Genomic DNA, 13,631 nt, shown 5'->3' on the forward strand with positions numbered 1-13,631 from the left:
CCGTCGGGTTCACCGCTTCTGCAGCCGGGTTTCGAAGGCGTCGCGCAGGGCGTCGCCGATCACGTTGAAGCACAGGATGACCAGGATGATCACGGCGGCGGGCGGATAGATCATCCACCAGCAGCCCTGGCCGGCGAAGGTGGTGCCGACGTCGAGCATGCCGCCCAGGTCGTTGTTGGGGGCCTGGAGGCCCAGGCCGATGTAGCTGAGCGTGGACAGGGCGAAGACCGCGTCGGCGATCGAGAACGTGGTGTTGACGATCGTCGTCCCGATGGTGTTGGGCAGGATGTGCTTCAGCACGATCCGTCGGCCGCCCGCGCCCATCATCCGGGACGCGGCCACGTACTCGCGGACCTTGATCGCCAGGGCCTCGCCGCGGACCAGGCGGGTGATGCCGAACCAGGAGGTCAGGCCGACCTCCAGGATCAGCATGGTCTTGCTCTTCCCGTAGACGCTGCTGAGGTAGATCAGCAGGAAGATCAGCGGGAAGGACATGAAGGAGTCGATCACCCGCATCATCAACGCGTCGATCCAGCCGCCCAGGTAGCCCGCGACCGCGCCGTACAGCGCGCCGAGGACGGCGGCGATCAGACCGGCGGCGAGGCCGATCTCCAGGCTGGTCTGCCCGCCGACCATCACCTTGCCGAGCTCGTCGATGCCGTCGTTGTCCGTGCCGAGCGGGTGCCCGGCGCCCGGCGGCAGGGTGACGGCGGAGAGGTTCACCACCGAGGTGTCGGCGTGGTAGAACAGCGGGCCGAGGAAGCAGAAGGCGATGATCGCGACCAGGACGACGACGGCGACCAGGGCCAGCCTGTTCTCGGCGAAGACCTCCGCGCCGCGCCGGAGCATCGAGCGGGGCCGCCCGGCCGGCTCCCCGCCCGGGGCGGAGGCGGGCCGACCTTCCCTCGAATCGTGTGTCAGGGCCATCAGGTGAGCCTCACTCGTGGGTCCAGCACGGCGTAGCCGAGGTCGGCCAGCAGCGAGCCGACCACGGTGGTCACCGCGGTGAGCAGGGTGGCCGCCAAGGTGATGCCGTAGTCGTTCTGCAGCGCGGCACGGGTGGTCAGCAGGCCGATGCCCTGGATGTTGAAGACGTACTCGACGATCAGCGCGCCGCCGACCAGCGCGGGCAACGAGAGGCCGACCAGGGTGACCATCGGGATCAGGGCGTTGCGCAGCACGTGGCCGTACAGGGTGCGGCGCCGGGAGGCGCCCTTGGCCTGGGCGGACCGTACGTAGTCCTGGGTGATCTGGTCCAGCACCCCGGAGCGCATGTAGCGGCTGTAGCCGGCCACGGTGGTGACGGTCAGGGTCAGGACGGGCAGGCAGACGGCCCCGGGGTGGGTCAGCGCGTCGCCGAAGGTGGCCACCTGGTCCTGCACCGAGACCCAGTGCAGGTCGTCCTCGAACCACTGCTGGATCAGGAAGCCGATGAAGAACGTCGGCACGCCGTAGGCGACGAAGGAGAACACCGTGAAGGCGTGGTCCAGCACGCTGTTGCGGCGGGTGGCCTGGAGCAGGCCCGCCGGCACCGCGATCAGCAGCGCGAGCAGCAGCGAGGCGCCGACGATGTAGGCGGAGGCGCCGAGGGCGTTGAACAGCAGGTCGGAGATCGGGCGCTGCTGGATGTAGTCGAAGCCCAGGTTGCCGTGCAGCAGGCCGTCCAGCCAGGTCCAGTACTGCACGTAGACGGGGCGGTCCAGACCCATCTGCTGGGTCAGGTGGGCGATGTTGGCCGGGGTGGCGTGGGAGCCGAGGATCGCCCGGACCGGGCCGCCCGGCATGAGCTGCATCAGGCCGAAGGAGATGACGGTGACCATCAGCACCGTCAGGAGGGCCTGGAACAGCCGTCGGATCAGGTAGGCCGTCACCGCCGCCCCCCGAGGGGAGCGGCGGCGACGCCGTTACGGATGGCCGTCATTTCGTGTAGTACCAGTACTCCGGCTCGTAGCCCTGGAAGGGGTCACCGGCGTCGAGGTGCAGCTTCTTGGTGACCTCGCTGATCGCGAGCGTGTTGGGGGTGTAGATGACCGGCTGGACGCCCGCGATGTAGTCCTCGTAGGCGTACAGGTCGTTGACGTCGCTGCCGGTCGTGGTCTTGACGATCAGCTGGTCCAACTTCGGGTCGGAGAAGCTCCAGACGTTCGGCCCGGCTCCGGTGGCGAACAGCGCGTCGCCGGTCGGGTAGTAGTCGGGGGCGTAGACCCAGCCGCCGTAGAGCAGACCCTGCCACTGGCAGCCGGCCGGCTGGGCGGCGCTGCAGGCCACGCCCTCGTTGCCGATGGTGTTCTGGGTCTGGCTGACCATGGTGATGCCGATGCCCGCCTTGGCCGCGTCCGAGCGCATGTCCGCCGCCATGGTGTCCAGCGCGGCCTGGCCGGAGGGGTAGTCGAGCGTGAACGCGGCCTTGGTGCCCGCCGCGATGCCGGCGCCGCACTGGTTCGGGCCGGTGCCCGGGTCGGTGCAGGTGGCCGGGACGCTGTCGGTGTTCCAGCCGTGGCTGCTCAGCAGCTGTTTCGCGGCCGCCGGGTCGTAGGTGGCGCGCTCGGACTGGCTCTTGGGGGAGAGCGGGTTGCCGGCCGGGAGGCTGGGCACGGCGCCGGTGCTCGGGTAGCCCCAGCCCTTCCAGATGCCGTTGATGATGCCCTGCTGGTCGACGGTGTCCTGGACGGCCTTGGTGAAGTAGGGCTGCTTGAACAGCGGCCCTACGGCCGGGTTGGCGAAGTTGATCTGGTAGTACGAGATCTCGTCCAGGTAGGTCGGGGCCGGGATGTAGTAGCCCGCGCTGCTCAACGGGTTGCCCGCGTCCGGGTTCTTGGCGTTGAAGGTCGGGGAGTTCTCGGCCGGCAGGTAGCCGACGTCGATGGCGTTGGCGCCGCCGCTGCCGGCCTTCAGGTCCGCGTACTCGGTGGTGGCCGAGGTGTAGGGGACGAAGTCCACCTCGTCGAGGTGCGGCTTCTGCGGACCCGAGTAGGCGGTGTTCGGCACGATCCCGTACGCGCCGGAGGTGCCGTTGTAGTTCTTGAGCTTCCACGGGCCGTCGACCACCGACCACAGTGGGCTGCCCGCGAAGTCGCCGCCCTTGGTCGACTGCGCGCTGAGGTAGGCGTAGTCGGCCGCGCAGTCCTTCGCGGCGGCGTCCGAGCCGAACGCGTCGCTCGCGCAACTGCCCTTCTGCCCCTGGCCGGTGAGGTCCCAGGCGAGCGGCATCGGGGTGATCTGGCTGAGCTCGTCGTCGGTGAACCAGGTCTGGTTGACCGGGGTGTTGAGGGTCAGCGTCAGGGTCTGTCCCGAGGCGGTCGCCGAAGCCACGTTGTCCGGGAAGTACTTGGCGCCGATCGCCGGGTTCGGCGGGGTGTAGTAGCCGCTGTTGGACGACTCGGCCTTGGCCATGTTGATCCAGAACAGCACGTCCTGGGCGTTGACGTCCTCACCGTTGGACCACTTCCACGGCTTGACCTGGACGGTGACGGTCGTGCCGTCCGCGCTCCAGGTGGGCGCCTCGCCGAGGGACACCTCCGGGTCGAGGGTGACCTTGTCGTTCAGGCCCCAGTAGTACAGGGGGCGGTAGAACAGCTCCTGGAACTGACTGGTGTTCACCGTGCTGACCTGGGCCGGGGAGTCGAACGGCCAGATGGCGTCCGGGAAGGTGGAGGGCGCCTCGGCGACCCGCACCACACCCCCCTGCACCGCCGCTCCGGCCGGCCCCGGGTTGCCGCTGCCGCCGCCCCCACCACCGCCGCCACTGCAGGCCGCGGCGGTTGCCACGACCGTGACCAGCGCCACCACCTGCGCGAATCTGCGCGCTCCTGCGGACTTCGTCATCCTTGACTTGCCCCTCTCCCCCACGTGAACACCACGAGTTCTTTCCTTGCGCGACCTGACGGTTCGCCGACGCGGCATGGCGATGCCGTGGCCGGGCGAGGTGAGCGGCTTTCCCGACGGCGGGAAGGCACCGGCGTCCGTGGGCTTCAGCCGCTTGCTGCGTGCTGGCCCTGCCCCGTCCGGTGCTATTAGTTAGACCGATTTTTCGAACAGAGAGAAGCCTTGGGGACGACTCGTGTTCGTCAAGTTTCCATCAAGGAAAGGATCTTGATGCTGCGTCGCGTGGTTCCGGCGGGGGGACCGGCCGGAGTTCTTACCTGCCTTTGCCGTCGCTCTGCCGAACCGCTGACCGGCACCCGGCAGGGTCGTGCCCACACCGACCGCAGGACGTACGGAGGGCACCACGATGACGACGAGCACGGCGACGAGCACGGCGGCAGAGACGACCGGCAGGGCGACGGACGCGACCGCGAGCCGGGCGAAGGAGCCGGCCCGCCGGGGCGGGCTGGCCGCCGCCGCGCTGGCGGTGCTGGCCGCAGTGCTGCCGGTCACCACCGCCTCGCCCGCGCAGGCCGCCCCCACCGGGGCGGCGGGCCGGCCCGCGTGGTGCCCGACCGTCCCCGGGCACCAGGTCGACTGCACGACCATGCGCCGCCCGCTGGTGGCGGACGAGCCGCGCCTGGGCGGCATCGGCGTGAGCTACGCGGTGGTGCGCCACAGCCGCCCCGGCCCGGCCCGGGGCACCATCGCGCTCAACCCCGGCGGCCCCGGCGAGACCCTCATCGACCGCGCCGACCAGATGGCCGGGGCACTGCAGGGGGTGCTGGACGACTACGACCTGCTCCTGCTGGACCCGCGCGGCACCGGCCGCTCCGGCCGACTGCCCTGCGACGTCACCGAGGCCGACTACCGCTTCGCCCCGCGCCCCGCCCAGCGCGAGCTCGTCGCCGACTGCGCCGAGGAACTCGGCCCGCGCGCCCGCGGCTACACCAGCGCCGCCACCGCCGACGACCTCGATGCCGCCCGCGCGCGCCTGGGCGCCCCGAAGCTGGTCCTGTACGGCCTGTCGTACGGCACCTACCTGATGCCGGTCTACGCCGACCGCCACCCCCAGCGGGTCGAGTCGATGGTGCTGTCCGGCGCCTACCCGCTCGCCTTCGACTCCCTGGCCCGGCCCGGCGCCCGGCAGGTCTCCCTGACGCTGCGCCGGATCTGCGAGCGCAGCGGGGCCTGCGACCCGGAAGGCGCCGTCCGCGACCTCACCGCCGCCGCCGAGCGGCTGCGCACCCGCCCGCTGGTGCTGACCGCCTCCCTCGGCGGCAGGCCGCGCACCGTGGTCTTCAGCGAGGACAAGCTCGCCGACCTGATGTACGAGCCCGCCACCCGAGGCATCGGCCTGCACCCCGAGGAGCCCGGTCTGCTCGGCGCGCTGCCGGCCGCCCTGCACGCCCTCACCACGGGCGACGAGGGGCCGCTGACCGCCCTGGTGCGCGCCGAGGTCGAGCACACCGGCACCGAGGACCAGGCCTCCTTCCTGGCCGTCACCTGCAACGACTACGCCCGCGCCTGGGACCCGGACGCCCCGCCCGCCGAGCGCCGCCGCCAGTACCGGGCCGCGCTGGCCGCCGCCGACCCGGCCGACTTCGGGGCGTTCAGCGTCAAGGGCTGGACCGAGGGGCAGACCGACGGCGGCGACAACTGCCTGTCCTGGCCGCGCCGCGGCACCGCCGACCCGCAGCCGACCGACCTGGAGAACGTGCCCGACGTGCCCGTCCTGGTGCTCTCCGGGGACCTCGACACCAACACCCCCGAGGCCAACTCCCGTCTTTCCGCCGCCCAGTTCCGCCGCAGCGCCTTCGTCTCGGTGCCCAACAGCGGGCACATCCCGGAGATGGAGTCCACCGGCTGCGCGGTGGGCATCTCCACCCACTTCATCCGCACCGGCGCGGTCGGCGACACCTCCTGCCTCACGCACATCCCCCCGGTCCCCGTCGTCCCGGTCCCCCGCTGACCCGCCGACCCACTGACCGGCCGCCCGACCCGCCGACCGACCGCCCCCGACCGGCATGACCACGCCCGCCACCAGTGAAGATGACACCATGACAGATCCCACCGCCGCCCGGCGCACCGTCCTGGTCGTCGAGGACGACCCCGGCGTCCGCAACACCCTCGACCACCTGCTGCGCTTCGAGGGCTACCGGGTACTCACCACCGCCGACGGACAGGAGGCCCTGGAGCTCCTGGAGCACCGGCGCCCCGACCTCGCCGTGGTGGACGTGGTCATGCCCCGCCTCGACGGCCTCGCGCTGTGCCGGATGCTGCGCCGGCGCGGCGACCGCCTGCCCGTCCTGGTCCTCACCGCCCGCCACCAGCTCGGCGACCGGGTCGCCGGGCTCGACGCCGGCGCCGACGACTACCTGGCCAAGCCCTTCGCCACCGAGGAACTCCTGGCCCGCATACGCGCCCTGCTCCGCCGCACCGAGCCGCTCGGCGGCGAGAGCGCCGAACTCGGCCTCGACGACCTCGCCCTGGACCCCGGCGCCCGCCAGGCCCACCGCAGCGGGCGCCGGCTCGACCTGACCAAGACCGAGTTCGACCTGCTGGAACTGCTCCTGCGCAACCAGGGCACCGTCCTGACCCGCCACCAGATCTACGAACGCATCTGGGGCTACGACTTCGACACCGACTCGCGCTCGCTCGACGTCTACATCGGCTACCTGCGCCGCAAGACCGAGGACGGCGGCGCGCCCCGGCTGATCCACACCGTGCGCAACGTCGGCTACACCGCCAGGACCGCCTGATGCTGCGCACCAGGATCGGCCTCGTGGTCCTCGCCTCCGTCCTGCTGGCCATCGCCGTGCCCGTCACCGCCGCCTACCGCGGCGTCAGCACCCTGGTCGCCGACCAGCTCGACCGGAGCCTGGAGGACCGGGCCCACACCGTGCTCGCCGCCCTGGACCTCGACCGCCCCCCGCCCGCACGGCCCGACACCGTCGAACAGCTGCTGCTGCCCGACGGCACCACCCGGCCGCTGGGGGCCCCGGGCGGCCCGGCGCTGCCGGTCTCGGACCGGGCCCGGGAGGTGGCCCGTACCGCACAGGGCGCTCACCAGGAGGACGCCACCGTCGACGGCACCCCCTACGGCATCCTCACCAAGGCCCGCCCCGACGGGCAGGGCGCGGTGATGGTCGGCCAGACCTACGCCGGGGCGCAGACCGTCGACGACGCGTTCCTGCGCCGCATCACCTGGACCAGCGCCGCGGCCGCGGCCGCCTCCGCACTGCTCAGCTGGCTCGTCCTCGGCCGGATCCTGCGCCCGGTGCGGCGCCTGGCCCGCGCCGCCGAACACATCACCACCACCCGCGACCTGGCCACCCCGCTGCCCGCCGCCGGACGCGACGAGGTCGGCCGCCTCACCCGCGCCTTCGAGGCGATGGTCGGCGCCCTGCGCCGCTCCCGCGACCAGCAGCAGCGCCTGGTCCAGGACGCCAGCCACGAGCTGCGCACCCCGCTGACCTCGGTACGCGGCTGCGCCGAACTCCTCCAGCGCGCCCGCGGCCGGCTCGCCCCCGCGGACGAGGAGCAGATCCTCGCCACCCTGGTCACCGAAACCGTCGCACTCGACGAACTCGTCCGCGAGCTGGTCGAGTTGGCCACCGACCAGCAGACCGTGGAGGACCCGGAGCCGGTGGACCTGACGGCCGCCGCCGAGGACAGCGCCCGGCGCTTCCGGCGCCGCACCGGCCGCGAGATCACCGTCACCGCCGAACGGCCCGTGCCGGTGCAGGCCCGCCCGCGCGCGCTGCAGCGCTGCGTGGACAACCTGGTCGGCAACGCCGTCAAGTTCAGCCCGGACGGCACCCCGGTGGAGGTCCACGTCACCGGCACCCGCCTCGCCGTGCGCGACCACGGGCCCGGCATCGCCCCCGGCGACCGGCAGGCCGTCTTCGAGCGCTTCCACCGCGCCGCCGCCACCCAGTCCACCCCGGGCTCGGGGCTGGGCCTGGCCATCGTCCATGACCTCGTCGCCGCCGACCACGGCACCGTCTTCGCCACCGCCGCCCCCTCCGGCGGCGCCGAGGTCGGCTTCCACCTGCCGCCCGCACCGGAGGGCTGACGGCCCGCCCGGAGGCCAGGACAGCGGGTCGGTGATCGGCGAGCCCCGGCTTGGTGATCTGCGGGCCCGGCTGAACGGCGTGGCCCCACGCGGGCGGGTCGGCGCGTCAGTCGGGCCGTTCGGCGTCGCGGGCGCAGCGGAAGCCGGCGTGGCCGCTGGAGCTGTCGGGGGTGTTGGAGCTGCGGGCGGCGACGCGGTAGCGGTTGCAGTAGGACTTGTGGCACAGGTGGGAGCCGCCGCGGATGACCTTGGCGGTTCCGGTGGCGGGGCCGGTGGGGTTGGCCAAGGTCGGGGATGCGGGGTGGTCGGTGGTCCACCAGTCGGCGCACCACTCCCACACGTTGCCGGACATGTTGTACAGGCCGAAGCCGTTCGGTGCGAAGGAGCCGGCGGGGGCGGTGGCGCGGTGGCCGTCCGCGGCCGTGTTCTTCGCCGGGAAGGTGCCGCGCCAGATGTTGCAGCGGTGGGTGCCGTCGGGATCGAGTTCGTCGCCCCACGGGTAGCGGGCCTGTTCGAGTCCGCCGCGGGCCGCGTACTCCCACTCCGCTTCGGTGGGCAGGCGCTTGCCGGCCCAGGAGGCGTAGGCGTGCGCGTCGTTCCAGGAGACGTGGACGACGGGGTGGTCGCCGCGGTCGGCGACCGTGCTGCCCGCGCCCTCGGGCCGGTCCCAGGCGGCTCCGGTGACCGCGCACCACCAGGGGGTCCGCTCCACCCGCGCGGCGGTGCGCCGCACGGCGGCCGGGAGGAAGCCGGCGAAGACGTAGGACCAGCCCAGGCGTTCGGCGTCGGTACGGTAGCCGGTGTCGGCGGCGAACGCGGTGAACTGCTCGTTGGTGACGGCGCGGGCGTCGATGAGGAACGGGTCCAGCCGGACCTGCCGCACGGGTCCTTCGCCGTCGTCGGGGAAGCCTTCGGAGTCGTCGGTGCCCATCAGGAACTCGCCGCCGGGCAGGAGGACCATGCCGTCCGCGGGCCCGGCGGGACGCGGGGCCGCGAGGCGGAGCGGGCGGATCGCGCCGGGGCCTCGCGAGGGCGTGCAGCAGGGCGCCGAGGGCAGGTTCACAGGTTCCTCCGGGAGTGGGTTCAGCCGGGACTGGGTTCAGCCGGCCGTGCAAGGCGGGCCGGGGTCAGGCCAGGGCCGCCTGGCGCCTGAGGTCGAGCTCCCGCTGCACCCGCTCCACGTCTTTCGCGTAGGGCAGGTGGAGGAGCGTCAGGAAGGCGCCGTTGACGAGCATGAGGACCACCAGGACCGCCAGGAACACCGGGCGGAGTCCGACCGCCTGGCCGAGGAAACCGGCGCCCAGGCCGAAGGCGGCCCACGCGAGGGCTTCGAAGACCGAGACGTAGATCGTGAAGGCGGTGGCCCGCAGCTCGGGCGGGGTGACCGCCATGACCATCGGCCGGTTGAGGCTGGGATTGACGCCCTGGGCGACACCCATCAGGCAGAAGAGGAGGGCGTAGGCGCCGATGCCGCGGTAGTGGACCTGGGTGCCCAGGAAGGCGAGGACGGCGAAGGCGACCTGGGCGCCCTGGAGCGCGCCGGGAAGCCCGTGGCGGGGGCTGCGGCGGGTGGCCCAGTCGGCGAGGAAGCCGCCCAGCAGGGTGCCCAGCAGGTATCCGATGCCCAGCGGCATCAGGACGACGGCGGCTCGCTGGGTGGTGAAGCCGAACACGTCCACCAGGTAGACGACGGCGAACGAGGAGAGCAGCAGGTGTCCCGAGAGCAGCCGCGACACCAGGAGGATCGCGAAGCTGGGGATCTTGAACAGCGAGACGACGGTGGCCAGGTCGACCTTCGTCCGGGACTCGCGGGCGGCCCGGTCGAGGTCGGCGAGTTGCCGCTCGGCCGCGCCGCGGCCGGGGTCGCGGAAGCAGAGCAGCAGCACCACGCCGAAGAGGATGTTCAGGACGCCGACGCCCCACAGCCCCCAGCGCCAGCCGTCGCGGACTCCCGCCAGCTGCCCGATGAGCGGGCCGAGCACCGAACCGGCCAGTGCGAGCGCACCGTAGAGGGCACCGACGGCGCGGCCGCGCGACGCCGGGTCGAACAGGTCGCCGATGATCTCGGAGACCAGCGGCTGGGCGGCCGCGTAGCCGGCCGCGAGGACCGTGACGAAGACCAGCAGCTCGGTGAAGTTCCTGGAGAAGCCGGCGGCCACGCCCCACACCCCCCACAGGCCGGTGGACAGGACCAGGACGCTCTTGCGCGACCAGCGGCGTGCCGCCCACACCCACAGGGGGGCCGCGAGCACGCCGATCAGCTTGCCGGCGGCGGTCAGGACGCCGAGCGAGCCGAGGGTGAGGCCCAGCGCGTTCCTGATGACCGGGAACAGGCCGGTGACCAGGCCGGCCTCGGTGCCGTCGACCAGCATGGCGCCGCCGAGGACCGAGAGCTGGGCCCACCGGCCTCTGACCGGGGGCGGGCCGGTCCTCGTGGCGGGCCCGGAGGTGCCCTCGATAAGGTCGGACATGCGCGACTCCGCTCTTCGCATCGTTCGTCACAGGGGCAGTGCGGGGGAAAGGGGGCGTGCTCGCCGGTGACGGGGCTGCAACCCCGTCACCGGTACCTCGTGCGCCGGCTGGGTCGTGCGCCGGCTGGGTCGTGCGCCGGCTGGGTCGTGCGCCAGCGGGTCAGAGAGCGGCGAGCTCCTCGGCCACCCGGCGCAGGGCCGACACGTCGGTGAGGCCGCCGGCCAGGGCGGCGACGTCGATCAGCGGCGTCGGGCCGAGGAACTGCAGGAATTCGGAGTCGACGATGCCGGGCAGGTGCCTGCGCATCACCTCCACGGCGACCGGGTCGGAGATCAGGGCGAACACCGGGGTCCGCAGCGAGAAGCGTCCCGAGGGGTAGTCCTCCGGGCGGGGCAGCGGCTCGGCGGTCCGGTCGGCCTGCTCGCGCTGGGCACGGACCAGCAGGTGCTCCGCGCCGACCGGGCCCTCGGCGGGCAGGCCGAGGCGCTCGTACTGGCTCGGCGGCGCGTCGCCCGCGCGCATCAGCTCCACCAGCAGGGTCGCCATCCGCAGCTCGGCCGTGTCGTCGACGAGGGGGGTGCGCTGCTCGGGGTCGCCCTCCAGGTCGAACAGCAGGGTGCCGTGCTGGTACGGGTTGATGAAGGTGCGGCCGGGGACGCGCAGGGTGCGCACGCCCTTGGTGAAGGTGAACGGCTCCGCCAGCTGGAGGTTCGCCAGCTCGGCCGGGGAGAACCGTCCGCGCATGTGGGTGGGCATCAGCGTGTGCTCCAGCAGCGGCGCGTTGTGCGCCGTGGCGGGGGCGCGCATGTAGACGTACCGGCCGTCGGTGACGTTGACGTGGCCGCCGTGGATTCCGAACAGGGCCGCTTCCCGCACCGGGGTGTCCTCGGCCACCGGCAGCGGGTGGCCCTGCACGTCCGCGGGGCGCTCGATGCCGAAGTACTCCAGCAGCGTCGGTGCGAGGTCGATCGTCTGCACCAGGGCCCGGCGCCGTTCCCCGGCCTTTCCGGCCCTCGGGTCCCACACGAACAGCGGCAGGTGGACCAGTTCGTTGTACCAGGGCTGGACGGTCTTGCCCCACCAGCCCTTCTCCCCCAGCAACAGGCCGTGGTCGGTGTTGACGATCAGCAGGGTGTCGTCCCACAGGTCCTGCTCGTCCATCAGGTCCAGCACCCGCCCGAGGGAGTGGTCGCACATCGACAGCAGCGCCGCGTACTCCAGCCTGGCGTGCTCGACCTGGCCTGGGGTCTCCACCACGCGCTTGTAGTCGGGCCAGTCGAAGTGCGGGCCCTCGTAGTCGTGCGGGTAGAGGTCCTTGAAGCGCTGGTGGCTGAAGAACGGCTCGTGCGGGTCGAAGGTCTCGATCTGCACGAACCACCGGTCCGCGTCCCGGTTGGTGCGGACGAACTCCAGGCCCGCGTCGAAGGTCAGCGTCTGCGGGTGGCGGTCCTCGGTCGCCAGGTGCGGGCGGTTCACCCAGTCCTGCCGGTAGGACTCGAACCGGAGCTTCTTCAGGTCCTCGGGGATCTCCGGGTCGGCCACCTGGCCCTTCCACGGGTCGCCCTCCTGGCCGCGGAAGAACTCCCAGGTGTTGTACCGGCCGTGGTAGGTGGCGCCGCCGTCCTCCCAGTAGTGCGGGTGGTCGCTGACCAGGTGGGTGTACACCCCGTTCTGCTTGAGGAGTTCGGGCATGGAGTCGTCGAACGGCTCCAGCGGGCCCCAGCTGCGGTGCAGGAAGTTGTACCGGCCGGTGTGGATCTCGCGGCGGGCCGGCATGCACGGCATCGACCCCGCGTAGGCGTGGTCGAAGGTGACGGACCGCTCGGCCAGCCGCGCGAAGTTCGGCGCGTGCGTCCAGTCCCCGCCGTAGGGCGGCAGCATGTGCCGGTTGAGGCTGTCGAACATCACCATGATCGCCTTCATGCGGCGCTCCCCTCTCCGGCCGGTGGCGTCTTGTGCCCCGGCTGCCACTGTTCGAGACGCCGGAGCATGCGCTCCAGCCAGGCCACCCACGCGTCCATCGCGCCGGCGCCGTACTGGTGCAGTTCCTCGTAGACCCCGCGGGCCAGTTCCTGGTCCAGCTCGGGCAGCGGGTCCTCGAAGCGGACCGTGCGGTCGCGGGGCCGGTTGCGGGCGATCTGCTCGCGCCGGTGGTCCAGTTCGGTGCGGATCAGCCGGATCGCGGCCTCGCGGTCCAGGACCGCGGCGAAGGCGAAGCGGGAGAGGAAGTCCGCGTCCTGGAACCGGCTGGGCGGCTCGTACGGGGAGCGCACCCACTCCATCAGTGCCTCCCGCCCCACCGGCGTGAGCCGGTACACCTTCGCGTCGGGACGCCCCTCGCGCGGATCGACCTCGAACGCCACCCAGCCGTCCGCCACCATCCGCCCCAACAGGCGGTAGATCTGGCTGTGGTGGGCCCGCGAACGGAGGAACTGGCCCTCCGTCTCGACCCACTTGCGCAGGTCGTACCCGCTGAACGGCCGGCCGGCCAGCAGGGCGAGCAGGACGTACTCGAACTGCATCGAGCCCCCTATGTGCGGAATCACTTATGTGCTCAGTGTTCTATCCGCGCCATGGGGGCCGTCAACGCGGCGGGTGGCGAATTATCCGACCGTTCACATGAGTTCACGGTGATTCACAGTGCGCAGCACCTGCGCTGCCGGCGGGGATGCCCGGCGCGGTCGCGATGGAACCGGCTCCTCCCGGGAAAACGGGCGCCCCGTGGCGGTTCGGGCGAACCCGGAACCGCCACGGGGCGGGCCATGCTTGTCGTCACCGGATCGGCACGGTCCCCGGCCTGCGTGTCCGGGGCGGCCGGGGACCGGCGCTCAGTTGAAGACCAGGACGTCGGTGCGCATCGGCAGCGGGCTGTTCCAGCCGATGTTGATCTTGAACGTCACCAGTCCGTTGCTCGGGGCGATGCTCGACACCTGGAAGGGCGCCGCACCGACGAACCGGTGCCCGTTCCCGTCGATCTCGGAGGCCGTGATGACGACCGTCGAGTCGATCCCGATGACGTTCCAGGCGATCTGGAGGTTGAACGTCCCGTTTCCCGGGGTCCACGTCCACCACCCCCGCCACACGGCGCCGACGTTGCCGCCGATCGCCGCGAGGCCCTGGTCCCGGTCGGCGGGCTGCGAACTGCTCGCGATCCGCGGCACCTCGATGGAGGAAGATTCGGCTGCGGCCATGACGGCTCCCCTCGCACCGGGAGAGC

At 72.2% G+C, this 13,631-nt stretch carries 11 protein-coding genes; 3 read left to right on the plus strand and 8 right to left on the minus strand.

Annotated elements, in window-relative coordinates:
- Nucleotides 1–9: 9 nt before the first annotated feature.
- From ACFWPT_RS01945 to ACFWPT_RS01955, 3 genes are read right to left on the minus strand one after another with little or no spacing between them, the layout of a single operon-like run.
- Nucleotides 10–927, minus strand: a complete 918-nt coding sequence (locus ACFWPT_RS01945) for an ABC transporter permease (protein WP_380478764.1) — start codon at nucleotides 925–927, stop codon at nucleotides 10–12.
- Nucleotides 927–1,871 carry an ABC transporter permease gene (locus ACFWPT_RS01950; protein ID WP_363581283.1) on the minus strand — a complete coding sequence of 315 codons (945 nt, stop codon included), beginning with the start codon at nucleotides 1,869–1,871 and terminating at the stop codon, nucleotides 927–929. Before ACFWPT_RS01950 ends, ACFWPT_RS01945 begins: the two co-directional genes overlap by 1 nt.
- A 46-nt stretch (nucleotides 1,872–1,917) precedes the next feature.
- Complete coding sequence (locus ACFWPT_RS01955) at nucleotides 1,918–3,825, minus strand: ABC transporter substrate-binding protein (RefSeq protein WP_380478766.1); 1,908 nt, start codon at nucleotides 3,823–3,825, stop codon at nucleotides 1,918–1,920.
- A gap of 406 nt (nucleotides 3,826–4,231) precedes the next feature.
- Between ACFWPT_RS01955 and ACFWPT_RS01960 the strand changes: the two genes are divergently transcribed.
- The 3 genes from ACFWPT_RS01960 (at nucleotide 4,232) to ACFWPT_RS01970 (ending at nucleotide 7,942) form a co-directional block, all read left to right on the plus strand.
- Nucleotides 4,232–5,836 carry an alpha/beta fold hydrolase gene (locus tag ACFWPT_RS01960; RefSeq protein WP_380478768.1) on the plus strand — a complete coding sequence of 535 codons (1,605 nt, stop codon included), beginning with the start codon at nucleotides 4,232–4,234 and terminating at the stop codon, nucleotides 5,834–5,836.
- Nucleotides 5,837–5,924: 88 nt separating this feature from the next.
- The gene (locus ACFWPT_RS01965; protein ID WP_380478770.1) at nucleotides 5,925–6,626 is read left to right on the plus strand and encodes a response regulator transcription factor; all 702 of its coding nucleotides are present in this window, start codon (nucleotides 5,925–5,927) and stop codon (nucleotides 6,624–6,626) included.
- Nucleotides 6,626–7,942 (plus strand): sensor histidine kinase, encoded by a 1,317-nt coding sequence (locus ACFWPT_RS01970; RefSeq protein WP_380478773.1) that lies wholly within the window; start codon nucleotides 6,626–6,628, stop codon nucleotides 7,940–7,942. The genes ACFWPT_RS01965 and ACFWPT_RS01970 overlap by 1 nt, the downstream gene beginning before the upstream one ends.
- A gap of 106 nt (nucleotides 7,943–8,048) precedes the next feature.
- Here ACFWPT_RS01970 and ACFWPT_RS01975 read toward each other — a convergent pair whose 3' ends face one another.
- The 5 genes from ACFWPT_RS01975 to ACFWPT_RS01995 form a co-directional block, all read right to left on the minus strand.
- Nucleotides 8,049–9,005: a formylglycine-generating enzyme family protein gene (locus ACFWPT_RS01975; protein WP_380478775.1), complete on the minus strand. Its 957-nt coding sequence runs from the start codon at nucleotides 9,003–9,005 to the stop codon at nucleotides 8,049–8,051.
- A 64-nt stretch (nucleotides 9,006–9,069) separates the two neighbouring features.
- Nucleotides 9,070–10,413: an MFS transporter gene (locus tag ACFWPT_RS01980; protein ID WP_380478777.1), complete on the minus strand. Its 1,344-nt coding sequence runs from the start codon at nucleotides 10,411–10,413 to the stop codon at nucleotides 9,070–9,072.
- A gap of 160 nt (nucleotides 10,414–10,573) precedes the next feature.
- Nucleotides 10,574–12,337 carry a sulfatase gene (locus tag ACFWPT_RS01985; protein ID WP_380369189.1) on the minus strand — a complete coding sequence of 588 codons (1,764 nt, stop codon included), beginning with the start codon at nucleotides 12,335–12,337 and terminating at the stop codon, nucleotides 10,574–10,576.
- Nucleotides 12,334–12,936, minus strand: a complete 603-nt coding sequence (locus tag ACFWPT_RS01990; RefSeq protein ID WP_380478779.1) for a PadR family transcriptional regulator — start codon at nucleotides 12,934–12,936, stop codon at nucleotides 12,334–12,336. The genes ACFWPT_RS01985 and ACFWPT_RS01990 overlap by 4 nt, the downstream gene beginning before the upstream one ends.
- A gap of 306 nt (nucleotides 12,937–13,242) precedes the next feature.
- Nucleotides 13,243–13,605: a hypothetical protein gene (locus tag ACFWPT_RS01995; RefSeq protein WP_380369192.1), complete on the minus strand. Its 363-nt coding sequence runs from the start codon at nucleotides 13,603–13,605 to the stop codon at nucleotides 13,243–13,245.
- Nucleotides 13,606–13,631 lie beyond the last annotated feature (26 nt).

Source organism: Kitasatospora sp. NPDC058478, from assembly GCF_042720345.1.
Classification (GTDB): domain Bacteria; phylum Actinomycetota; class Actinomycetes; order Streptomycetales; family Streptomycetaceae; genus Kitasatospora.